Raw genomic sequence first — 23,181 nt, forward strand, 5'->3', positions numbered from 1 at the left:
TCAACTTTTTGAAAAGCCTACTATGAAAAGAAGAGATTTCTTTAAATATACCGCACCGGCAGCCATATTGCCGTCTTTTATCAATGGTTTCTCCGTAAAGGCATTCGGCTCATCCCCATTACTGAACGCTTTACAGGGCGCCGCTACCGACAACGACCATGTGCTGGTGATGATACAGATGACAGGTGGTAACGACGGTCTTAACATGGTAATCCCCATCGATAAATATTCCGGCTACTTTAATGCCCGTAAAAACATTGCGATCGCAGAAGGAAGAATACTTCCGCTTACCAACGTTAAAAAGGCCGGCATTCACCCATCTATGACCAGGGTACAGGACCTCTACACCCAGGGTAAGGTGTGTATCGTGCAGAGCGTGGGTTATCCATCTCCAAACTTCTCGCACTTCCGTGCTACCGATATTTACCTCACCGGCTCCGACGCCAACCAGGTGTTGAACACAGGCTGGGGTGGCAGGTACCTGCAAACCGAGTACCCTAACTATCCCGTTGGTTTCCCGAATGCCGAAATGCCCGATCCGTTGGCCATACAGATAGGTTCTATCGTGTCGCCCGCTTTCCAGGGCCCGGTAACCAATGCCGGTATGGCCATTACCAGCACCAGCAGTTTTTACGACCTGCTGGAAGGTAAAGAAGACGATGTGCCCAATACCAAAGCCGGTAAAGAGCTGAAGTACATCCGTATGATCGCCAAACAGTCGAACAAGTTTGCCGACTCTATTAAACTGGCGGCCGGTAAAGTAACCAGCCAGGGCACCTACAGCAATACTTCTATTTCCCAGCAATTAAAAATAGTAGCCCGTTTGATAGCAGGCGGACTTAAAACCCGTTTGTACATGGTAAGCATTGGTGGTTTCGACACCCATGCCAGTCAAACCAACTCGGGCGATACATCCACTGGCGCACACGCCAACCTGCTCGGCAACCTGTCAAACGCTATCGGCGAGTTTATGGCCGACCTTAAAGGCCTTAAAGCCTCTAAAAGGGTGGTGGGCATGACCTTCTCCGAATTTGGACGCCGTATTAAATCAAACGGCAGTATGGGTACCGACCATGGCGCCTCTGCCCCCATGATCATCTTCGGTGATTATATTAATCCCGGGGTATTGGGTAATACGCCCGATATGCCTACCACGGCCAATGTGAATGATAACATCCCGATGCAGTACGACTTCCGTTCTGTATATGCTTCCATACTGGAACAATGGTTCTGCGTAAAACCAGCCGCCCTGAACGAGGTGATGCTCAAAAATTACCAGAGCCTGCCCATCGTGAACAGCATTGCCTGCAGCCTGGTAACCAGCAATCCGGATGTGAACCAGAACGCAGGGCAGAACCTCATCACCAACTATCCCAATCCTTTCACTACTAAGACCATTATTTCGTACGAAACGAAAGGTAGTCACACCCTCATACAAATATTCGATACCATGGGCCGTTTGCTGGCCACACCGCTGGATAAAGACCTGGTGGCGGGTAAATACACCGTGGAATTCGATGCTACCATGCTGCCAAACGGTATTTATTACGCCCGTTTCCAGAATGGTATTACGCAGCAGGTGCGTACCATGCTGAAAGTGAGATAATGATACCTCCTGCAACTTTGTTGCAATACTTTCCTATATTTGCTCCGTAAATAAGATGGAGTGAGGAAAATGCTGCACAAAATCGGGGTATTGGTCATGCTGGGCGTATTCAGCTTTTATATTACGCCCAGGGATTTCCTGCACCATTTTGCCGGCCATACTGATACATCCGATGAGGTACACATGGCTCAGAATGAGTACAAAGGTACCATGGTGGCTGAACAACACCGTCATTGCGAATGGCTGCACTGGGAGGTAGACCTCTATCTTTCTTCACATATTACCATCCTCGAAAGCGCCTATATACAGTTTAACACCGCCGAACCGGTACTGCCCGCTTATGTAACTGCCGCTTACAAACATTTCTTTTCTTTACGCGGCCCCCCTGTTTGCACAACTGTTGTTTAAGCCGATGCGACCTCATGTAGGTCCGGTTATCCCGTATTTATTATATCAACTCAGTTGTGTCAAACATGAATTATACACGTTTGCTGGCTATGTGCCTGCTATTTATATTGCCTTTCTCTTTATTTGCCAACGAAAATCCGCCTTCAGGGCAGGATAATACGCTTTCGGGCACTGTTACCGATAAATCTGATCAAAGTCCCTTGCCCGGCGCCACCATTTATTTTCCTGACCTGAAAATTGGGGCAGTGGCCGATGCACAGGGTAAATATTCCGTAAAACATCTGCCACAGGGTCGTTTCCTGGTGGAGGTGCGCTATATCGGTCATGCCGCTATTACCAACCAGCTGGTAATTAAGGGCAACACGACCATGGATTTTGTACTCGGTGTTTCTGTAACCGAGCAGAACGAGGTAGTGGTTACCGGCGTAAACGTGGCTACACAGTTGCGCCAGAATCCAACACCCATCAGCATTGTGCGCAAAGACTATCTCGACCGCACCGTTTCTTCCAACCTGGTGGATGCCATTTCCCAGTTGCCCGGTATAAGCCAGGTAAGCACCGGTCCGGCAATATCTAAACCGGTAATCCGCGGGCTGGGTTATAACCGCGTAGTAGTCGTAAACGATGAAGTACGCCAGGAAGGGCAGCAATGGGGTGATGAGCATGGACTGGAAGTAGACGATTATAATGTGAACAAGATCGAAATACTGAAAGGCCCTGCTTCCCTGATGTACGGCTCTGACGCGCTGGCCGGCGTGGTGAATATCATCTCAGATATGCCCGTACCTATGGGCACGATCCGTGGTGGCATAGACGCCAATTACCAGAGTAATAATGGGATGTTCGGTTACCACGCCAATATCGCCGGTAACCAGAACGGTTTTAACTGGAAGTTATACGGCACCCAAAAGCTGGCGCACGATTACAAAAACAAGTACGACGACTATGTGCTAAACTCCAAATTCCGCAACACCAATTATGGAGCGGGCATTGGATTGAATAAAAGCTGGGGATACTCCCGCCTGTCTTTCTCCTCCTACAGCCTGGAGCCAGGTTTGGTAGAGGGCGAACGAGATGAGAACGGTAAATTCATCAAACCGGTAAACGATAATGGTTCGGTGGAAGAAGTGGCGGCAGATAACGGTGATTTCAAATCTTATCATCCCCTTTTTCCTAAACAGAAAATTGATCATCAAAAGCTGATCTGGGACAATAACCTGTATCTCTCAAACGGAGCAAGGCTGGGAGTGAACCTCGGGTACCAGGTAAATAAACGCCGCGAGTTCGAAGATGTACTGGCTCCCGACGAAGTGGCACTGTATTTCAAACTCAAAACATTCAACTACGGTCTTAAATACTTCTTTGCCGACATGAATGGCTGGCAAACAACGGTAGGCGTTAACGGTATGCAACAGCAAAACAGTAATCATGGCGCAGAATTCCTGATCCCCTCGTACAGTTTGTTTGATGCAGGCGTATTTGCCCTCACCCGTAAATCGTTCGGAAAACTGACCATCGCGGGTGGATTGCGCTCTGACTATCGTAATATTAAATCTGATGCGCTGTACCTCGACGAAGACGAGAAACCAGTATCAAACCCTGTGACAAATGGCGTGACGAGGTTCGAAAGTTTTGAACGCGACTTCTCCAATGTTTCCGGTAGCGTGGGTTTAAGTTATGCCCCCATCGACCAGCTTACGTTGAAGCTGAATGTGGCGAGAGGTTTCCGTTCACCTAATATAGCCGAGCTTTCAGCAAATGGTGTGCATGAAGGCACTATCCGTTACGAATACGGTAATACGGGACTGGACGCGGAAGTCAGCACGCAGGTAGATGCCGGTCTGGAAGTGAATACAGAGCATGTGAGCTTTGGCGTAAATGCGTTCTATAATAACATCAGCAATTACATTTACTCCCGCAAACTCCTGGGCGCCGACGGTACCGATTCTATCCCCGCTACAGAGAATGAAGACGGTTATGCCGCTTTCAAATACCAGCAGGGCAGGGCTTACCTGTACGGCGGCGAACTTACGATCGATATCCACCCGCATCCCATCCACTGGCTGCACTTCGAAAATTCAATTTCGTGGGTAGAAGCAAGGCTGGCTAACGGAAATGATTCAACGAAATATCTTCCTGCTATTCCACCATTACGCTGGTTGTCCGAATTACGTGGCGATTTCAGGAAGAATGGCAAAGGCATTCGTAATGTGTACGCAAAGGTGCAGCTAGATAAGTTGTTCGATCAGAAAAATGTATACAGTGCTTATAATACGGAAACGGTAACCGGTGGTTATGCCCTGCTGAATGCCGGTGTGGGCGCGGAATTTGTGAACAAAAGCAACAAAACATTGTTTGCATTACATGTGGCGGCAAACAATATTACTGACGAAGCATATCAGAATCATTTGAACAGATTGAAGTATGCGGGTGAGAATGTAATAACAGGCCGTACGGGCGTATTCGGTATGGGCAGGAATTTCAGTGTGAAGGTTTCTGTGCCGCTGGAATTCAGGTAAATGAAATGTATTTCAATAATTTAGAGAGGGAGATGGGAATTATCCCACTCCCTTTTTAATAACCGCAGGTAAATATGTAGGAAAATTAAAAAATGAATGTTATATCTTTGGACACGCCTTTTGAGCGTTTAATCCTCATCCCTGTTTTCCATTAACCTGGCCTGTTCCGGCCGTATCTACAACATTACACTCAGCAACAAAAGATATTAAAGATAGATCTGACATACTGCTCAGATTTTGGATGAAAAGAGAAAAGGGCCGTTTTTACGGCCCTTGATCTTTTATAAAAACTTGTTGTAGCAATTATTTTTCTTCCAGTAAACTGGCTGTTTCCTCGTCGTAGTATACAAAGAAGTAAAGGTAAATTACTCTTGAAATACGCATTAGCCATGGCTGGCAAAGGAGTAATATCACCCCGTTCACAGCCAGCCAAACCATGATGCTGTTATCTCTCCAGGTAAGGCCGATAAACAACCAGAACCATATGAGGTTAAACACCGATAACGCCACGCCCAGCGCATAACTAACATAACCAGTACCAAACCAGAAGCCTGTTTCCAGTTCGAATTTCTGTTTACATACAGGACAGTTGTCGTGCATGTCGAATATTCTGGAAAACCGCCAATGAAAAGGATTGCGGGTCCGGAACATGTGACCTTTTCGGCAACGCGGGCATTTCATTTGAAGCAGGCTTAAGAAGTAATTAGGTTTGTTGCTCATGGTACGCAAAGTTAATCTTTTACCTACAGTGCTTTGATGACATTCCTCATTTTTTATGACAGAGAAAGACTATTTGGCCTCTGTTACTGCATCTTCCTTCTTTTCACCGATCTGCTGCCTCCACATGGCGTAGTACAGTCCTTTTTCGGCCAGCAGCGAGTAGTGGTCGCCGGTTTCGATGATGCGGCCTTTCTCCAGTACGTATATACGGTCTGCGTGCATGATGGTGGAAAGCCTGTGGGCGATCATCACGGTTATATGTTCTTTGGTAGAGGTGACATTACGCACCGTTTGCGTGATCTGCTCTTCGGTGAGCGAGTCCAGCGCCGAAGTGGCTTCATCGAATACGAGCAGTCTTGGATGGCGCAGCAGTGCGCGGGCAATACTGAGCCTTTGCTTCTCGCCGCCTGAAATCTTAATTCCCCCTTCCCCGATCATCGTATCAATCCCGTTTTCCGCACGCGACAGCAGGCTGAACGCTGATGCTTTGGTCAGCGCGTCCATGATCTGTTCGTCGGTGGCACGGGGATTTACGAAGAGCATATTTTCTTTGATGGTACCGGAAAACAACTGCGTATCCTGGGTTACGAAACCTATCTGGTGACGCAGTTCTTCGATATCTACTGCATCTGTGTCGATGTTGTTGTACAGGATATTCCCCTGCTTCGGTTTATAGAGGCCAACGAGCAACTTCACCAGCGTAGTTTTTCCGGAGCCCGATGGGCCTACGAAGGCAATGGTTTCGCCGGTGTTCACCGTAAACGTGATCTCATCCAGCGCCTTGGTTTTAGCAGTAAGGTGCTGGAAACCTACGTTCCTGAATGCCAGTTCCTTTATAGCGGTCAGGTGTACAGGGTCGGCAGGCGTTACTTCAACAGGTGTTTTTAAGATCTGCTCAAAGTTGGCCAGCGATACCTGTGTTTCGCGGTAAGCCAGGATGATATTACCAAGCTCCTGCATAGGACCGAAAATAAAGAAGGAATACAACTGTAGTGTAAATAATTGTCCCAGTGAAGCAGTAGCGGTACCCGGAGGGCCGTACAGCATATACAACAGCAGGAATAAGATACAGGAGCGCAACAGGTTTACGAAAGTACCCTGCACAAAGTTGATACTTCGCACACTCCGCACTTTTTTCAGTTCCAGCATCAGTATTTTCATCGTAGTACTGTTCAGCCGCCTGATTTCCTGGTGGGTAAGGCCAAGGCTTTTTACCAGTTCTATGTTACGGAGCGACTCGGTAGTAGCGCCGGCCAGCATAGTGGTTTCTTTTACGATGGTTTTCTGGATGGTTTTGATCTTCCTGCTCAGGTAGCTGATCACCACTGCCAGCAGGAAACAGCCAACAAAGTAAACCGGCACCAGCGTCCAGTGCACGGTAAAGGCGTATACCATCACGAAAACCACCCCGATCAGGGAAGTAAATAGTACGTTAATGAACATGGTAATGAACTTCTCACTGTCCAGCCGCACCTTTTGTAATACCGCAAGCGTTTCGCCGCTGCGTTGGTCCTCAAACTGCTGGTAGGGCAAACGGAGGGAGTGGCGTAAACCATCCGTATACACTTTGGCACCAAACTTCTGGATAATTACATTAACAAAATAGTCCTGGAAGGCCTTGGCAATCCTCGATACCATGGCCACTCCAATAGAGGCCAGCAGCAACAGCCCCACCCCTAACAGGTAGTCGCCTTTACTGCGCGGCACCTCCGGCGTAACACCGGCCGGAGCCGCAGTGGTAGGATGAGAGGCAAACCGGTCGACGATTTTACCAAAAATGTATGGGTCCAGCAGAGAGAAAACCTGGTTAATAGTGGCCAGTAACAACGCCAGCACAATGAGCCACTTATAGTTTTTTAGATAAGAGAGCAATAATCGCATGCCGCAAAGGTAGGGAAAAACCATGCTCGATAAATGTTGTCACATCTACCGGAATAGCAACCCCCTCAGCAGGGTCGATCGATAAAAATCGTAACTTAACAGTACCACAACAAACAGGCTTAAGCACAGCATAAAAGGGTCATTTCTACCATCACTACCGGCCATCACCAGGCGCCACGGACCATCTTCTCTTCCACCCACCCAAAACGTAACCGTTATGAAAATGTATGATGAAAAACACGTTAAAAATATTGTGCTCATTGGCGCCGCCAAGAGCGGCAAAACGACATTGGCGGAGGCCATGTTATTCGAAGCTGGCATTATCCCCAAACGTGGCTCCGTAGAGGAACGGAACACGGTCAGCGATTATCACGAAGTAGAACATGAAAGGGGGAACTCGGTGTATGCCACGACTTTGCACACCGAGTGGCGCGACTACAAAATCAATATTATTGATACCCCGGGGCTGGAGGACTTTGCCGGCGAAGTGACTGCCTCCGTACGTGTATGCGATACTGCACTGCTGTTGCTGAATGCCCAGTATGGGGTAGAAGTGGGTACGGAACTGATCTGGGACTATGTGGACCGTTATAAAAAGCCAACGATCCTGGCCGTTAACAGCCTGGACGGCGAAAAAGCCAATTTTCAGCAGGTACTGGATCAGGCCAGGGAATTCTTTGGTTCCGCCGTAACTGTTATGCAATACCCGGTTAATCCGGGTCCGGACTTCAACGCTATCATCGACCTCCTTAAAATGACCCTCTATCGCTTTCCCGAAGGCGGAGGGAAGCCCGAAAAGCTACCCATCCCTCCGGAAGAACAGGAAACTGCGTCCCGTTTGCACAATGAACTGGTGGAAAAAGCCGCAGAAAACGACGATGCCCTTATGGAAATGTATTTCGAAAAGGGGAACCTCGACGAAGACGAACTCCGGCAAGGGCTCAAAATAGGGATGATGAAACACCAGGTGTTCCCCCTCTTCTGCCTGTCCGCCAAGAACAATATGGGTAGTGGGCGGCTAATGGGCTTTATCGATAACGTTGCCCCTTCGGCGGTAGACATGCCGCAGGAAATGTCGGAAGATGGAAAAGAGATTAAATGTGATCCTTCCGGTCCTACCAGCCTCTTTGTATTTAAAACGCTTTTAGAGCCTCATATAGGCCGGTTATCTTTTTTTAAGGTGATGAGTGGCGAAGTAAGGGCAGGAATGGAATTATACAACGAAAAAAGCAATACTACCGAACGGCTGAACCAACTGTTCATAGCAGATGGGCGGAACAGGAATAACGTGAACCGGTTACGGGCGGGGGATATCGGTTGTACGCTCAAACTGAAAAATACATTTACCAATCACACCCTCAACGATAAAGCTGCCAGCTGGCAACTGGACCCGCTCCACTTCCCCGCGCCCAAAGTGCGTACAGCTATCGTTGCCAGGAACAAATCGGACGATGAAAAGCTGAGTGAAGTACTGGCCGAAATTCATATGGAAGACCCTACGCTGGAAATCGAGTATAACCGTGAACTGAAACAGGTAATCCTGCACGGACAGGGCGAACTGCACCTGGCCATCACCCGCTGGCGGCTGGAGCATATCTACAATATGCAGGTCGATTTCCATTCAGCCCGTATTCCCTATCGCGAAACTATTCAGAAGCAGGCACTGGCCTCTTACCGGCATAAAAAGCAATCTGGTGGTGCCGGACAGTTTGGAGAAGTATTCATTAAGATAGAACCTTATTTCGAAGGGATGCCTCCGCTAAAGGAATATCCCGTGCGGGATACAGAGGAAATAGCACTTGCCTGGGGAGGCAAGCTGGTGTTTAACAATTGCATCGTGGGCGGTGCTATCGATACCCGCTTCCTGCCATCGATATTAAAAGGGGTAATGGAGAAGATGCACGAAGGCCCGCTTACCGGCTCGTACGTACGCGATGTGCGGGTTAGTGTGTACGATGGTAAGATGCACCCGGTAGACAGCAATGATATATCCTTCAAAATAGCCGGCATGATGGCCTTCCGCGACGCTTTTCACCAGGCGGCCCCGCAATTGCTGGAACCCGTATACGACCTGGAAGCAGCGGCACCCGATGTGATGATGGGTGATATCATGAGCGAATTGCAAAGCCATCGCAGTATTATCACAGGGATGGACAGTAACAATGCTTCCCAGGTAATAAAGGCGCGAACCCCGCAGGCAGAATTAGATAAGTTGTTCGCCGCTCTCCGGAACGTTACACAAGGCAGAGCGAAGGTAAAAGCGGTATTTGCAGAGTATGCGCCAGTACCTGGTGAACTACAGAAAAAGCTGGCGGAGGATTATAAGAAAATGGAAGCCCAAAATGGCGTACATGGTTAGTGTTAGAGAAAAAATAAAGGGCGGTAAGAATACCGCCCTCAGTTATTTTAACCATATCCTATGAAAAACCTAATGCAAAGATATGCTTGGCATTTTAAGTTACGGTATCAAATGAGTGAACGTCGTGTTTTAGTTGGTGAAAGTGTGTTAATGGAGGCTGTTAACGGAAATTTAACCATCGTTAGTGGTGTATTATTTCCCTGCCTGGACTAAACGAGAATCTATAAGTCAATAACACACAAATTGAAACATCAATCGGCTGCAATAGTAGTAATGAAGATGGGTAATTGTTAGGTGAAGTGTTGGAGAGGAACCGGCAGTTGGGAGAAAAAATAAAGGGCGGTAAGAATACCACCCTCAGTTATTTTAACCATATCCTATGAAAAACCTAATGCAAAGATATGGCTGGCATTTTAAGATGCGGTATCAAATGAGTGAACGTCGTGTTTTACTTGGTGAAAGTGTAGTAATGGAGGCTGTTAACGGAAATTTAACCATCGTTAGTGGTGTATTGTTTCCCTGCCTGGACTAAACGAGAATCTATAAGTCGCTAACACACAAATTGAAACATCAATCGGCTGCAGTAGGAGTAATGAAGATGGGTAATGGTGAGGTGAAGTGTTGGAGAGGGAGCGGCAGTTGGGAGAAAAAATAAAGGGCGGTAAGAATACCACCCTCAGTTATTTTAACCATATCCTATGAAAAACCTGATGCAAAGATATGCTTGGCATTTTAAGTTGCAGTATCAAATGAGTGAACGTCGTGTTTTAGTTGGTGAAAGTGTGTTAATGGAGGCTGTTAACGGAAATTTAACCATCGTTAGTTGTGTACCTGGAATAAACGAGAATCCATAAGTCGCTAACACACAAATTGAAACATCAATCGGCTGCAGTGGTAGTAATAAAGTGGGTAATGGTGAGGTGAAGTGTTTGAGAGGAATCGGCAGTTAGGAGAAAAAATAAAGGGCGGTAAGAATACCACCCTCAGTTATTTTAACCATATCCTATGAAAAACCTGATGCAAAGATATGGCTGGCATTTTAAGTTGCGGTATCAAATGAGTGAACGTCGTGTTTTACTTGGTGAAAGTGTGGTAATGGAGGCTGTTAACGGAAATTTAACCATCGTTAGTGGTGTATTATTTCCCTGCCTGGACTAAACGAGAATCTATAAGTCGCTAATACACAAATTGAAACATCAATCGGCTGCAGTAGTAGTAATGAAGATGGGTAATTGTGAGGTGAAGTGTTGGAGAGGAAACCGGCAGTTAGGAGAAAAAATAAAGGGCGGTAAGAATACCACCCTCAGTTATTTTAACCATATCCTATGAAAAACCTAATGCAAAGATAGTCAGGCGCACTAACTATACAAATGCATATTCGTGAAAGTCGTTTTTTTATTGGTAAACGATCCATATTGGCGGTTGTTAACTGAAATTTAACCAGTTGTGTTAGAATAGTCGTAAACGTTAGTTTACGTATAGTAAACTAAATGCCCCAACTTTCCCGGTCAAGGTTGCGAAATTGAATGGCGGCTGCAACATGTTCGCTTTTAATGGCAGCACTTGCTTCCAGATCGGCTACAGTTCTGCTGACTTTCAATATTCTGTCGTAGGCCCTGGCTGAAAGATGCAGTCGCTCCATTGCTGTTTTTAACAGGTGCTGGCTCTGGGTGTCCAGTACGCAGATCTCTTTCAATTGTTTGCTGTTCATCTGCGCATTGCTGTAAACGCCTGCCTGCCCCTCGAAACGCTGTAGCTGTATGTTACGTGCTGCAATAACGCGTTCCCGTATAGCGGCACTCGGTTCTGCGCTCTGTGTGGATGAGAACTCCGACTGGGCCACGGGTGTTACTTCTACATGCAAATCAATACGGTCGAGCAGCGGGCCGGATATTTTGGAGAAATATTTTTGTACCAGTGCTGGCGAACAGGTACAATCCCGGCTGGGATGATTAAAGTATCCACAAGGGCAGGGGTTAAGAGCTGCCAGCAGTAAAAAACCGGTCGGAAAATCTATCGACATACGCGCCCGTGAAATAGTAACACGCCTTTCTTCGATCGGTTGCCGCATTACTTCCAGCACACTGCGCTTAAACTCTGGTAATTCATCTAAAAATAAAATGCCATTATGTGCCAGCGATATTTCGCCCGGCTGCGGAATGCCATGCCCGCCACCTACCAGCGCCACATCACTGATAGTATGATGTGGCGAACGGAACGGCCGCCGTGAAACGAGTGTCGCATTCTCCGGTAACTTTCCCGCCACGGAATGGATACGTGTAGTTTCCAGCGCCTCCTGGAGGGTAAGCGGTGGTAAAATAGTGGGCATTCGCCGGGCCAGCATGGTTTTGCCTGCTCCGGGCGGACCAATGAGTATCGCATTATGCCCGCCCGCCGCTGCAATTTCCAGTGCGCGTTTAATATTTTGCTGACCCTTCACTTCTGAAAAGTCCATCTCGAAATCGTATTGTGTCGCGAAAAATTCTTCCCTGGTTTGTACTACTACGGGCTGTAGTACGCTGTTCCCTTGAAAAAATTGGATAACCTCATTAATATGGTTGACGCCATACACATCCAGTTGCGATATCATTGCCGCTTCACGGGCATTTTGTGCCGGTAATATCAATCCCCTGAATCCTTCCTTTCTTGCCTGTAAAGCCATGGGTAATGCACCGCGTATGGGCTTCAAACTGCCGTCGAGCGATAACTCGCCCATAATAACATAGCTGCGCGGATCATCTTTTAAAGTGATCTGCTTCGATGCAGCAATTATACCCAATGCAATGGGGAGATCGTAAGCGGCACCTGCCTTTTTGATATCTGCCGGCGCCATGTTTACGATAGTGCGCAAACGCGGCAGCCTGTAACCTATGTTTTTTATCACCGCTTCAATCCGGTATTGGCTTTCTTTCACCGCATTGTCGGGTAAACCCACGATATAAGTTTTGGTGCCCTGGACTATATTTACTTCTATCGATATGGTAATGGCATCTATCCCGAAAACAGCGCTGCCAAAGGTTTTGATTAACATGCACAATGGTTGGTTTACAGCGAATGTAGCAATTAAACCAATCCGTTTAATAACGCAAAATCGGATGCGGTGTATACATATACAATCGCATCCGATCTCCAGTGGAACTGAGAAATTGTCAGTTTGACTTCATGCCTTCGAGCAGATCTAATACTTTTTCGCGCTTCAAAATCAGGTATCCTATCTTCTCTTTCGCAATGCCGTCTTTTAACTGGTAAGTAAAATAAAGAGTATCGTCAATTACCTGCGACTCGAAGTGTTTAAAGATAATACTGCCATCTTTCTGCAGATCGTCGGCAATTTCATAAAGGTGGGTGGAGAGTATGAAAAGGGAATGGCGGTTGTGTAGTAATCCACGTATCACGGCCAGGGAACAGTTTCTCGCGTCTTCAACATTCGTACCTTTAAACATCTCATCAATAAGAATTAGCCAGTTTTTTCCATCACTGATTTTGATGATCGTGTTTTTAATACGCTGCACTTCGCTGTAGAAATAACTCTCTCCCTTAAAAATATTATCCTGCACCTGTATATTACTAAGTATTCCATGAAAGAAACTCAGCTCCATCCTGTGCGCAGGTACGCCCATGCCAATATGCGCCAGGAACACCGCCACTCCAACTGCTTTAATAAAGGTGGTTTTACCGGCCATGTTAGCACCGGTCAGGAACATAAAGTGGTGCTCCTTTGTAAAGGTGGTGTCGTAGGCTACAGGCTGTGGGAGAATAATATGGTAAAGTCCCTTTGCATCGATATAGGGATCTTTGCCCTCACGAAAAACCGGGAACTTCAGGTTGAAGCGCTTAACGGCCATCGCCATGCTGTAATAGGCATCTAGTCGTGTATACAGCTCCGTTAGTTCCCACAATACTTTTTTATGCTTTTTGCGGATAAGGTTGTCGTACCGCAGTATTTGTATGTAATTAAGGGTGCCGGCTGCTTCCTTTCCGATGATATCATCAAACTCACGCTGACGTAACAGGTGCGCCGCCCGCTCTACCAGGCTGCGGAGAATAGAAGGGGTTTCGGGCTTGTTATAAGTGTCGGCCAACTGTCTGAAGCCCAGCAGCAGGTTTAGTAACTGTGTAAACGAAAACCGGATGAAGCCGAAGTCGGGTGCATAAATGGTTTTCATCATCGTTGCGCTTACCACAAGGCCAAGTCCGTCGGCACTGGAAATAGGTTCAATGTCAGCGGTGAGGTAATTTTCAACCACGACTATAGTACCATTGGTAATAGTACTCGGCCACTGATTTTCCTGTTCCAGGATAAACTGTAACATTTCCTGCCGGTGCTGGATGGATTGTATGTCTTTTAACGGGTTGGCAAAAAGAGTCCGCAAATAATCCCGTCCCCCCGAAGTGGTAGTAAAATCCAGCTTGTGTAACAGCGAATACTCCTCATCGCGGTTAAAAATAGAAAGGTCGAGATAGGTCGTTTTGTCCAGTTCCATTCGCAACGTATTTTAAGTGAAATTACAGTTAATAGGGATAAAATTAAAGGCCTTGCTGCCATTCGGAAGGGAAGATGCGAAGTTGGTTTTTTTCCATAAACAGGGGTAGGATAGGGCCGCCACCTTAACGGCGACGGCCATGTCTGATTATCTTGCAAATAACAACCTTTGTCCTTTTACACTTTCGTTAAACTGACCCTGCTGGTAGGCAAGATGGCCATTTACAAAGGTGTGGGTAAGTGCCGCCGGGAAGGTGTGACCTTCGAAGGGGCTCCAGGCGCAATGGTAGTAGATATTATCTTTGGTTACGGTTGTGCTGGCGTTAAGGTCGGCAATTACACAGTCTGCAAAATAACCTTCGCGCAGGTATCCTCTTTCTTTTATCTGGAAACAGATGGCCGGTGCATGGCTCATTTTCTCTACCATCTTCTCAATGGTAAAACGGCCCTGTTTCACGGCTTCCAACATCATTAATACGGTATGTTGTACCAATGGCACGCCCGACGGCGATTGCAGGTAAGGCTGTTCTTTCTCGTCCCAGGTATGGGGCGCATGGTCGGTGGCGATAATGTCCAGGCGATCGTCTACCAGGGCTTTCCACAGCGCTTCTCTGTGTTTAGGCGCTTTGATAGCGGGATTGCATTTGATGAGGTTGCCGTATTTCGCGTAGTCGTCGGCGGTGAAGTACAGGTGATGTACACATACTTCCGCGGTAATACGTTTCTCCGCCAGTGGCAGCATATTCGAGAACAGTTGTAACTCTTTTTCTGTGGAGATGTGGAGTATATGCAGGCGGCTGTCGTATTTTTTGGCCAACTGCACGGCAGTAAACGATGATTCGAAACAGGCGTCTTCATTGCGGATCAGCGGATGATCGGCGGCGGAGAGCTGGTCTCCTTTGTTGCGTTTAAACTGCTCCATGTTCTCGCGGATGATCTTCTCATCTTCGCAATGGGTGGCAATCAGCAGCTCGGTACCCCCAAATATTTTGTTCAGGGTAACGAAGTTGTCGACCAGCATATTACCGGTGGAGGAACCCATGAATATTTTTACACCGCATACACGGTCTTTTTTCTCATTTGTACGCAACACTTCTTCTGCATTATCGTTGCTCACTCCCATAAAAAAGGAATAGTTAGCGATGGAGGTGTTGGCGCCGATGGTGTATTTGTCTTCCAGTCGTTCCTGGGTAATGGCCTCGGGTTTGGTGTTAGGCATCTCCATAAAGCTGGTAACGCCGCCCGCCACGGCTGCCCGCGCTTCGGAGTGGATATTGGCTTTGTGGGTAAGGCCAGGCTCGCGGAAATGCACCTGGTCGTCTATAGCACCGGGCAGCAGGTGTTTGCCTTCGCCGTTAATCTCGGTGTAATTACTTTTTTCATTGATTTGCGGGGCTATTTTCTCAATGCGCCCGTTGCGGAGCAGTACATCCTGTACCTGCGTGCGGCCTTCGTTTACCACCGCAATATTCCTGATCAAATAATTTTGCATGCCGCAAAGGTATTAAATCCTTGCGCGCTATCAGCAGCCGGGGCTATTAAAAATCAACCTTCAAGGTGAATGGAGAATACGATCATGCGGGTTTTAAGCGATTCTACGTTGTTGGAATAGCGCAGCGCGTTATCGCGCACATGCACATCTCCCAAACCGTTACTGATCTTGAACTCGGGGGCAAAAATGAAGCTCTGGAAGTAAAATTCAAAGCCCGCGCCTACTTCGTAACCGTAGTCGCCTTTTTTAACCTTCACCAGGTCTTCTGCCCGGCGCGCCCTTGCGTTCGACGCCAGATCGTAATCGTACTTCATGCCGGCAATGGTGTACACGCGCATGTTCCGTATACGGTCGGACTTAAACTTGATCTGGAAAGGAAAGCTCAGCAGGATGGACTCGATGTTTTTCGAGGTTTCCTGCGAAGGGTATTGCTCTTTATAATAAAGATGCTTGGAGGCGAAAATCAACTGCGGGTTAAAACGAAGGTCGAAACGTTTGTTCAGCCGCAGGTTGGCCAGCAATCCGAGGTTAAAACCTACGGTTTTCAACGGCTCTATCACCATTATGGTGTCCTGCGTCAGGAAACGATCGGAGTGGTAAAGTTTGAAATTAGACTGGTTGGTGGCAAGCGTAATACCGAAATAGTAGGGCTTTTGATCATGTTCTTCCATGTTCAATTGCGCACTGGCCGGTAAATAGGTTAAACACAGGATAAGCAGCCCTATCGGGTAGCGCAATAAACGGAGCATATGCCGAAAGTTAGTGTTTTGCATGTAACGGACTGAAAGCCAAGGCCATTAAGTATACTTACCATGGCTTGTCCCTGTGGGAAAGCTTTTACCGAATCGGGTAGGTAACTGTAGGCGGCTTCGCTTTTTGCTATATACTTCCCGATAAGCGGGGTAATGTAGCGGAAATAAAAATTGTACAACTGCTTAACGGGGAAGGCGGTAGGATTGGAAAACTCCAGGATCACTACTTTTCCTCCAGGCCTCAGTACCCGCCTCATTTCAGATAACCCTTTTTCCAGGTTTTCGAAATTGCGCACACCAAAGGCAACCGTTATCGCATCAAACGTTTCATCGGGGAAAGTTATTGTTTCGCTATCGCCTGCCTGCAGGGTGATCTTGTGCGACAAACCGAGTTTTTCGATCTTCTGCCGACCCAGTTCCAGCATGCCTTCGGATATATCTATGCCGGTTATTTTGTCGGGGTTAAGGGTTTTATTGGCCCTGATAGCAAAATCGCCTGTGCCGGTAGCCACATCCAGCATATTTTTTGGCTTCAGGGATTTTAGCTGTTGAAGGGCTATCCTGCGCCATATGTGGTCTATTCCCAGCGACATAAAGTGGTTCATGAAGTCGTATCTGCCTGCAATCTGATCGAACATGCTCGCTATCTGCTCCTTCTTGCTTAATTTTGACTCCTTGAAAGGGATCACTTTCTGAACTGTCTCGGTATTTGCCATAGGCAGCAAAGTTAGCTAAAAAAGGTTTTCGGCGAAGCTCCCGGTTGCCCTGAATTGCCAGGGCAGGTAAAATTTAAATAGAAGAAAATGGATATTAACATCAAATCAGCAGAATATATTATCAGCAGCCCCGACTGGGAAAAGTGTCCTCCGCCTGATATGCCTGAATATGCCTTCATCGGCCGGTCTAATGTGGGCAAGTCGTCGCTGATCAATATGATCACTGGCCGGGAGAAGCTGGCGAAAACCTCTGGTACCCCGGGTAAAACACAGCTAATCAACCATTTTCTGATTAATAACCAATGGTATATCGTGGATTTGCCGGGTTACGGCTTCGCAAAGGTTTCTCAGTCGCAAAGGCGGCAGTGGAGCCAGATGATCGAAAATTATCTTCGTAAAAGGACCAGCCTGGTAAATGTTTTTGTGTTAATCGACAGCCGGCACAGCCCACAGCAGCTCGATCTCGATTTCGTGAACCAACTGGGCGAATGGCAGGTACCTTTCAGCCTGGTGTTTACCAAGGCCGATAAAACCACACAGCTCGAAGTAAGCCGTAACATCAAGGCTTTCCTCAATAAACTCCGCGAAAACTGGGAATTTTTGCCGGCACACTATGTAACTTCTACCGTAAAAAGAATGGGGAGAGACAAGATCCTCGCCTTTGTAGACGAGTTAAATGCGAGGTTCAGGGGGCTTGCATGAGGGTGACGGTCCCTCCTGGCGCGTGTCCGCACCAAAAAATAAATAGATGCTCCCGGCAGTTTACCGGTAAAATCAGTTCACCATCTTGTTTGCACAGCTACTGCTGGCAAAAGCTTCTGGTTTGGCTTTAAAGGCGAAGCCCATACCCAGTATATAGCCCATGGCCTCCCGTAAGGCCAGGTTGCTCTTAAACTGGGGATTGGTGTTAATGTCTGCATGCACTTCCATGTCTACATCGTACAACGTAAACAGGTCGCAAAGCTCGTAGGCTATTTCTATGCTTTTGGCCACTTCCACGAGCATACGTTCCTTAATGGAATATACATCGCGTGTTTTCTCGTTGTGGATAAACATAAAGCCGCCGTGCCCTTCACGCAGGAACACAATTACGGTGGCAAATTCCGTTTCCAGTCCTTTTACCTGGGAGTCGGTGCCAATGCAAACTTTTAACTTGAAATGCTGGCTTTCACGCACAATCGCGTGTTCTACTTCTTCTTTGATGGGTAGGTTGATGGACTCCCCGTTGAATCGTCTCCACTTCATAAAAGTTATTATTTAATGGGTGAATAAGTACGGATAAGGAGATACGTCCTGTCTGAATGTTATGCCTGTCTGATGGTAGCGGGTTAACCGTCGTTATCGGTTTCGTTATTGTATGGCAATGGATGCATACTTCGTTAAACCGAATATACGAAAAATATGAAGTGCTAGTATGAAGGGAGAATTAAGTTTTGTTTCGGTACAGGTACAAACTTTTAATATTGACCGGTGCCCAGCATCACGAGGGTGCAGGCTTCCATGGTTTTGATACCCTGTTTTTCGGCCATCGCTTCCAGTTCCGGATTTTCGGTACCGGGATTAAAGATGATGCGTTTCGGGTTCAGGCTTAAAATATAACCGTAGTACTCCTGCTGGCGTGTTGGGTTCATGTATAACGTGATGGTATCTACGTTTTCCAGTGCCGGATGTTCTGCAATAACAGGTGTACCATTAATATCGCCTGCCCTTTTACCGATGGCTACAACCGGGTGGTTATGCGCTCTTAACTTGTTAACCGCTAAAAAGCTATACCTGTCCGGGTTTGGCGATGCGCCTATGACTACGGTGAGTTTCAGATCTTTCATAAAAAAGAGAATTAAAACAAATGATAACGCCGCCTCGGTAGTTCGTGTACAATCTCTTCCAGTGCGGGTTCCAGTTGTGGGTAATAGAACCGGAAACCTTCCTGCATTAACCTTGTGGGCACTACCCAGCGGCTTTTGACCAATAGTTCAATTTCCGTACCGATAAGCGTGGCGCCTATGCGCAGCAGCCATTTCGGCGCGGGTAAACCTATTTTATTGCCGGTAACATTCCGCAGGGTGTGCATAAATGTTTCATTAGTAACAGGTTGGGGAGCAGAACAGTTGTAGATGCCACTTGCGTTTTCATGTTCAAATAGCCATTCTGTCAGCCTGCAAAAGTCTTCTATGTGTACCCAGCTAAACATCTGTTGTCCGCTGGCCTGCCTGCCTCCCAGCGCGTATTTGGCCATGTTCAGCAAGGGCTCCATCGCGCCGCCGTGCGCGCCAAGGGTAATGGCGGTACGCAATATGGCTTTGCGGGTGCGCGGTGTGTCGGCGGCATTAAACGCCTGTTCCCACTGTTTACAAACCTGTACAGAAAAGTCGTCTTGTATCTCGCCGGTAAGTTCGTCCATCGGCCGGTCTTCGGCGTGGCGGTAAATAGTGGCCGATGCGGTATTGATCCACAGGGCAGGCGGATTTGCTGCCTGTTTTACAGCCTCGCCCAGGATTTTTGTACTGTTTACCCGGCTTGCCATTATCCTGGCTTTATTGGCCTCGGTGTACCGGCAGTTTACGCTTTTGCCGGCAAGGTTGATCAACAGGTCGGCGCCATCGATCAACTGTTCCCAGCCTCCGAATGTTTCTCCGTTCCAGTATACATATTTCGCTGGTGGTTTGCCTGCTGCGGGATTTCTTGTAAGTACGGTTACTTCGTTCTCTGCGGCGTAGTACTTTACGAGGGCTTCGCCTATGAAGCCGGTCCCGCCCGCCAGGATGATCTTTTTGCCAGTCATGGTTAGTTCAGAACTTTCAGTAAAAAATGAAATATAGGGATAAAAAATATTACTTGAATACTTTCAGCAAGGTGCTGTAGAACCAGTTTTCTTCTGCTTTGATAAATGTATTAAGCGTGGCATCGGTTTGCTGTGCAAACCTGCTGATGTTTTGTATAGAGTCGCGGAATGATTTTACGTACTTGTCCTTTTGATCGCCTTCTACGTTTTGCAGCGCGGTCAGTATCTTTAAGATCGGGTCCAGCTCGCGTTTCTTTCTTTCACGGGCAATAGCGGTACCCACTTTCCAGATGTCTTTCTCTGCGGTAAAGTACTCTTTACGTTCACCGGGTACCAGCACTTTATCCACTATTCCCCAGTTAATCAGCTCACGCACATTCATGTTGGTGTTACCTCTCGAAATGTTCAGTTCCTCCATGATCTCGTCGGCACTTAATGCTTCAGGTGCAATCAGCAACAAGGCATGTATCTGTGCCATTGTGCGGTTGATGCCCCACTGTGCACCTAACGATCCCCAGGCTTGTATAAACTGTGCTTTTGCCTCCGTAAACTTCATGGCTCAAAAATAATGGTAAGTTTCCGAACTTTCAAAAGAATTTGAAATTATGTATAAAAAATATCATTGGGTATTGTCTGATAAAGGACTAACGGCAGGGGGATACACTATTTTTCAAGGTAGATGCGGGCTTTGAGGGGTTAATTGAGTATCAACCGTTCCGGCGGTTGTGAACACATTCTTGCCCGCAATGGCAACTGTTTTTGCTTTAGAATGAGGGCCTTAGTTTCGTGAATGTAAGGCTACACGGTTTCCCTCTGTATCCTGGAAAATAGCATAGTAACCAAGGTCGCTTTGGTCGGATACCAGTTTTTTGTCGAGTTCTATTTTACCGCCTGCATCGGGTACGCGGTTTAGAACGATGGAGAGGTCTTCGCCGGCGTTAAGGTATACAAGGCTGCCCCGCTGGCTGGGCAAATAGTCCGGGCCATGGGCAATAGCGCCTCCTATGCCGTGTTCAGGATTGTAAGGAAAAAGGGCTAATCTGTCGCTGCCCAGCTCCATTTCCTGCATCTCGCATTCAAATATCGTCGTATAAAATTTCTTCGCCCTATTAAAGTCATTCACGGGAATCTCAAACCAGTTGATGGCGTTCTTGGGTGCTTCCATGTAGTTCTGGATGTTTTGAAGGGGTGTACTAAATATACTACTTTAAATAGTACGGCTAAATGTTTTTTGTTTTTTTAGCAAAGAAGGACCGGAAATTACCGGCCCTTCTTATAACGTTTATCAGGAAACTATCTCGGCGTTAGTATCGCCGGCCTCTTTAGGCTTACCCAGGAATTCGGGCAGGTCCATACCGGCCATGTTGAAGATATCTTTTAGGGGTGGTACGGATTTGTACAAGCCGCTGATGAAGTTGGCCGTAGAGCCTTTACTGTCAGTGCCGGCTCCGCCGCCGTCCCATACCGTTACCTTATCGATCTTAATATTTTTGATTGCCTCGGTTTGCAGGCGTACCAGTTCAGGCAGTTTGTCTGCAATAAGCAGCAGTGCCGCATCTTTGCTGTTGTTACCCGCAGCCTGTACTACACGGTTCATACCTTCGGCCTGTTTGGTCAGGATCTCGAACATACCTTTCGCTTCGGCTTCCATTTTGAGGAATATCGCATCGGCCTCACCTTTTGCACGCTGACGGATTTTTTCCGCTTCTGCCTGGGCTTCGATGATGGCTTTTTGTTTCTGGATTTCTGCTGCTACTACGATGTTGGCTTCCTGTGTAGCACGTTCCCTGGCGGCACGCGCGGCTTCGGCTTTCTGCTCGGCCTCGTACGATTCTTCGAGGGCTTTTGCTGCCTGTACTTTTTCGGCTGCCATCGCTTTTTTCAGCGATTCTGCTTCCCGTTCTCTCCTGGTGGCTTCAGACTGTGCGATCTGGATTTTCGCAAGGTTCTCACCCTGGATGGCGTTGGAGTTGGCTTCGGCGGATTTGATACGGGTATCTCTTTCTGCTTCTATCCTGCCAATGCTTTCGTCTCTCTGCGCACCGGCTATCAGTATCTCTTTGTCTTTATTGGCGCTCGCGATACTGGTATCCCTGTCGCGCATGGTTTCGGCAATCTTGATGTCTTTGTCTTTGTTGGCTTCTGCTTTACCAATTTCACCAAAACGTTCCTGCTCGGCTACGCTCTTTTTGGCTTCGTTGATGGCTTTTGCTGCTGCTTCTTTACCCAGTGCCTCAATGTAACCCGATTCGTCTTTGATGTCGGTGAGGTTCACGTTAATCAGCTTGAGACCTATCTTTTTAAGCTCGGCTTCAACGTTGGCGGCTACGTTGGAAAGGAATTTATCGCGGTTGCTGTTAATTTCCTCGATATCCATGGTGGCTACCACCAGACGAAGCTGGCCGAAAATGATGTCTTTCGCCAAATCGTGTATCTGTGGACGTTGGAGGCCCAGCAAACGTTCTGCCGCATTGGTCATTACACCGGGTTCGGTGGAAATGGCAATGGTAAAGCGGGAGGGTACGTCGATACGGATGTTTTGCTTACTCAGTGCATTGGTAAGGTTTACTTCTATCGAAGTAGGTGTAAGGTCCATAAAGGCGTAATCCTGGATAATAGGCCAGATAAAGGCCGCGCCGCCATGTATACATTTGGCGCTCAGGTTTCCTTCTGCATTAGATCCTACGCGTCCATACACTACGAGTATACGGTCGGAGGGGCAGCGCTTGTAACGGCGGAACAACGCATAGACAAAAACGAAAACAAATACTACGCTCAGTAGTATCGCGATGAAAGTGTATTGCATATAGAGTAATTGTTTATAACGGGATAATTTTTACAACCGTGTAACGAGTAACAGGTCGTCGCCAAGTGATTGCTGTACGCGGATGCGGCTATGGCTGGGCAGGTCGGTAAAGTCGTCGGTAAGGGCATCGAGCTCGCGGATGGAGCCTTGTACTTTGACCAGTACCTTGCCCGTGCCGCTACGGGCTGCAGGTATTTTCAGGTATACTTCGCCAGTTTGGCCAACCGCGTTTTTGATATTGAGGGTGCCACTGTGGGATAATTTGCTGGTATAGTAAAACAAGGCCGACATGATCACCATCATCACGAGGCCGCAGAATACGGAGATGCCAACGGTGGCCATCGGGCTCACGCCGGAATTAATACAGGCCAGTCCTGTCCAACCCAGGATGGTGAAAAAGGCCAGCATATTTTTGATGGTGAAGAATTGGAATCCTATCCCGTCGTCGCCGGAAACGGCATCGTCAGCATCGCCTACTGTGCCGTCGTGGTCGCCGCCTAGCAGGGTCATGCCCATTTGTAATATGAAGAAAAGGGTAAAAGCGAGGGTGATGATCCAATAGATCCTTTCAAAGGCGGCTTTCTCTGCCCACCAGGCATTAACGTCGAGCAACAGGTACATGGATAAGAATTTGCCTAAATATAAAAAAAGCGCGGT

General features: G+C 47.5%; 21 protein-coding genes. 7 read left to right on the plus strand and 14 right to left on the minus strand.

Annotated features, from left to right (window positions below; all coding sequences use genetic code 11):
• The first annotated feature begins 22 nt into the window (after positions 1–22).
• The 3 genes from QZT80_RS08195 (at position 23) to QZT80_RS08205 (ending at position 4,533) form a co-directional block, all read left to right on the plus strand.
• Positions 23–1,606, plus strand: coding sequence for a DUF1501 domain-containing protein (locus QZT80_RS08195; protein ID WP_295120358.1), 1,584 nt, complete (start codon positions 23–25; stop codon positions 1,604–1,606).
• Positions 1,607–1,666: 60 nt separating this feature from the next.
• Positions 1,667–2,014 (plus strand): hypothetical protein, encoded by a 348-nt coding sequence (locus tag QZT80_RS08200; RefSeq protein WP_295120360.1) that lies wholly within the window; start codon positions 1,667–1,669, stop codon positions 2,012–2,014.
• Between the two features lie 65 nt (positions 2,015–2,079).
• Positions 2,080–4,533: a TonB-dependent receptor gene (locus QZT80_RS08205; RefSeq protein WP_295120362.1), complete on the plus strand. Its 2,454-nt coding sequence runs from the start codon at positions 2,080–2,082 to the stop codon at positions 4,531–4,533.
• A gap of 303 nt (positions 4,534–4,836) precedes the next feature.
• Here QZT80_RS08205 and QZT80_RS08210 read toward each other — a convergent pair whose 3' ends face one another.
• Positions 4,837–5,133, minus strand: a complete 297-nt coding sequence (locus QZT80_RS08210) for a hypothetical protein (RefSeq protein WP_367112859.1) — start codon at positions 5,131–5,133, stop codon at positions 4,837–4,839.
• A gap of 189 nt (positions 5,134–5,322) precedes the next feature.
• Complete coding sequence (locus tag QZT80_RS08215; protein ID WP_295120365.1) at positions 5,323–7,134, minus strand: ABC transporter ATP-binding protein; 1,812 nt, start codon at positions 7,132–7,134, stop codon at positions 5,323–5,325.
• A gap of 217 nt (positions 7,135–7,351) precedes the next feature.
• Between QZT80_RS08215 and QZT80_RS08220 the strand changes: the two genes are divergently transcribed.
• From QZT80_RS08220 to QZT80_RS08230, 3 genes are all read left to right on the plus strand, one after another.
• A complete protein-coding gene (locus QZT80_RS08220; protein WP_295120368.1) occupies positions 7,352–9,493 on the plus strand; it encodes a translation factor GTPase family protein in 2,142 nt (713 codons plus the stop codon).
• 698 nt (positions 9,494–10,191) lie between these two features.
• Positions 10,192–10,347: a hypothetical protein gene (locus QZT80_RS08225; protein WP_295120372.1), complete on the plus strand. Its 156-nt coding sequence runs from the start codon at positions 10,192–10,194 to the stop codon at positions 10,345–10,347.
• Positions 10,348–10,498: 151 nt separating this feature from the next.
• Positions 10,499–10,651, plus strand: coding sequence for a hypothetical protein (locus tag QZT80_RS08230; protein ID WP_295120374.1), 153 nt, complete (start codon positions 10,499–10,501; stop codon positions 10,649–10,651).
• A gap of 328 nt (positions 10,652–10,979) precedes the next feature.
• On the opposite strand, the gene QZT80_RS08235 is transcribed toward QZT80_RS08230, so the two are convergent.
• The 5 genes from QZT80_RS08235 to ubiE form a co-directional block, all read right to left on the minus strand.
• A complete protein-coding gene (locus QZT80_RS08235; protein WP_295120377.1) occupies positions 10,980–12,524 on the minus strand; it encodes a YifB family Mg chelatase-like AAA ATPase in 1,545 nt (514 codons plus the stop codon).
• Between the two features lie 118 nt (positions 12,525–12,642).
• Positions 12,643–13,977 carry a DNA mismatch repair protein MutS gene (locus QZT80_RS08240; RefSeq protein ID WP_295120379.1) on the minus strand — a complete coding sequence of 445 codons (1,335 nt, stop codon included), beginning with the start codon at positions 13,975–13,977 and terminating at the stop codon, positions 12,643–12,645.
• Between the two features lie 147 nt (positions 13,978–14,124).
• Positions 14,125–15,468, minus strand: coding sequence for a dihydroorotase (locus QZT80_RS08245; protein ID WP_295120381.1), 1,344 nt, complete (start codon positions 15,466–15,468; stop codon positions 14,125–14,127).
• A 53-nt stretch (positions 15,469–15,521) separates the two neighbouring features.
• Positions 15,522–16,217: a porin family protein gene (locus QZT80_RS08250; protein WP_295120383.1), complete on the minus strand. Its 696-nt coding sequence runs from the start codon at positions 16,215–16,217 to the stop codon at positions 15,522–15,524.
• On the minus strand, positions 16,190–16,936 hold the full coding sequence (ubiE, locus tag QZT80_RS08255) for a bifunctional demethylmenaquinone methyltransferase/2-methoxy-6-polyprenyl-1,4-benzoquinol methylase UbiE (RefSeq protein ID WP_295120385.1): 747 nt from the start codon (positions 16,934–16,936) through the stop codon (positions 16,190–16,192). Before ubiE ends, QZT80_RS08250 begins: the two co-directional genes overlap by 28 nt.
• A gap of 87 nt (positions 16,937–17,023) precedes the next feature.
• Between ubiE and yihA the strand changes: the two genes are divergently transcribed.
• Complete coding sequence (yihA, locus tag QZT80_RS08260) at positions 17,024–17,638, plus strand: ribosome biogenesis GTP-binding protein YihA/YsxC (RefSeq protein WP_295120387.1); 615 nt, start codon at positions 17,024–17,026, stop codon at positions 17,636–17,638.
• A 72-nt stretch (positions 17,639–17,710) separates the two neighbouring features.
• Here yihA and QZT80_RS08265 read toward each other — a convergent pair whose 3' ends face one another.
• From QZT80_RS08265 to QZT80_RS08295, 7 genes are all read right to left on the minus strand, one after another.
• The gene (locus tag QZT80_RS08265; protein ID WP_295120389.1) at positions 17,711–18,181 is read right to left on the minus strand and encodes a ribonuclease H-like YkuK family protein; all 471 of its coding nucleotides are present in this window, start codon (positions 18,179–18,181) and stop codon (positions 17,711–17,713) included.
• A 212-nt stretch (positions 18,182–18,393) separates the two neighbouring features.
• Complete coding sequence (locus tag QZT80_RS08270) at positions 18,394–18,762, minus strand: CoA-binding protein (protein ID WP_295120391.1); 369 nt, start codon at positions 18,760–18,762, stop codon at positions 18,394–18,396.
• 11 nt (positions 18,763–18,773) lie between these two features.
• The gene (locus QZT80_RS08275) at positions 18,774–19,718 is read right to left on the minus strand and encodes a TIGR01777 family oxidoreductase (RefSeq protein WP_295120392.1); all 945 of its coding nucleotides are present in this window, start codon (positions 19,716–19,718) and stop codon (positions 18,774–18,776) included.
• A 49-nt stretch (positions 19,719–19,767) separates the two neighbouring features.
• Entirely contained in the window at positions 19,768–20,274 is a 507-nt protein-coding gene (locus QZT80_RS08280) for a MarR family transcriptional regulator (RefSeq protein ID WP_295120394.1), read from the minus strand.
• A 222-nt stretch (positions 20,275–20,496) separates the two neighbouring features.
• Positions 20,497–20,883, minus strand: coding sequence for a VOC family protein (locus QZT80_RS08285; RefSeq protein ID WP_295120396.1), 387 nt, complete (start codon positions 20,881–20,883; stop codon positions 20,497–20,499).
• 120 nt (positions 20,884–21,003) lie between these two features.
• Positions 21,004–22,524 carry a flotillin family protein gene (locus tag QZT80_RS08290; RefSeq protein WP_295120398.1) on the minus strand — a complete coding sequence of 507 codons (1,521 nt, stop codon included), beginning with the start codon at positions 22,522–22,524 and terminating at the stop codon, positions 21,004–21,006.
• Positions 22,525–22,554: 30 nt separating this feature from the next.
• A complete protein-coding gene (locus QZT80_RS08295) occupies positions 22,555–23,145 on the minus strand; it encodes a hypothetical protein (RefSeq protein WP_295120400.1) in 591 nt (196 codons plus the stop codon).
• Positions 23,146–23,181 lie beyond the last annotated feature (36 nt).

The sequence above is a fragment of the uncultured Chitinophaga sp. genome, from assembly GCF_902168175.1.
GTDB lineage: Bacteria > Bacteroidota > Bacteroidia > Chitinophagales > Chitinophagaceae > Chitinophaga.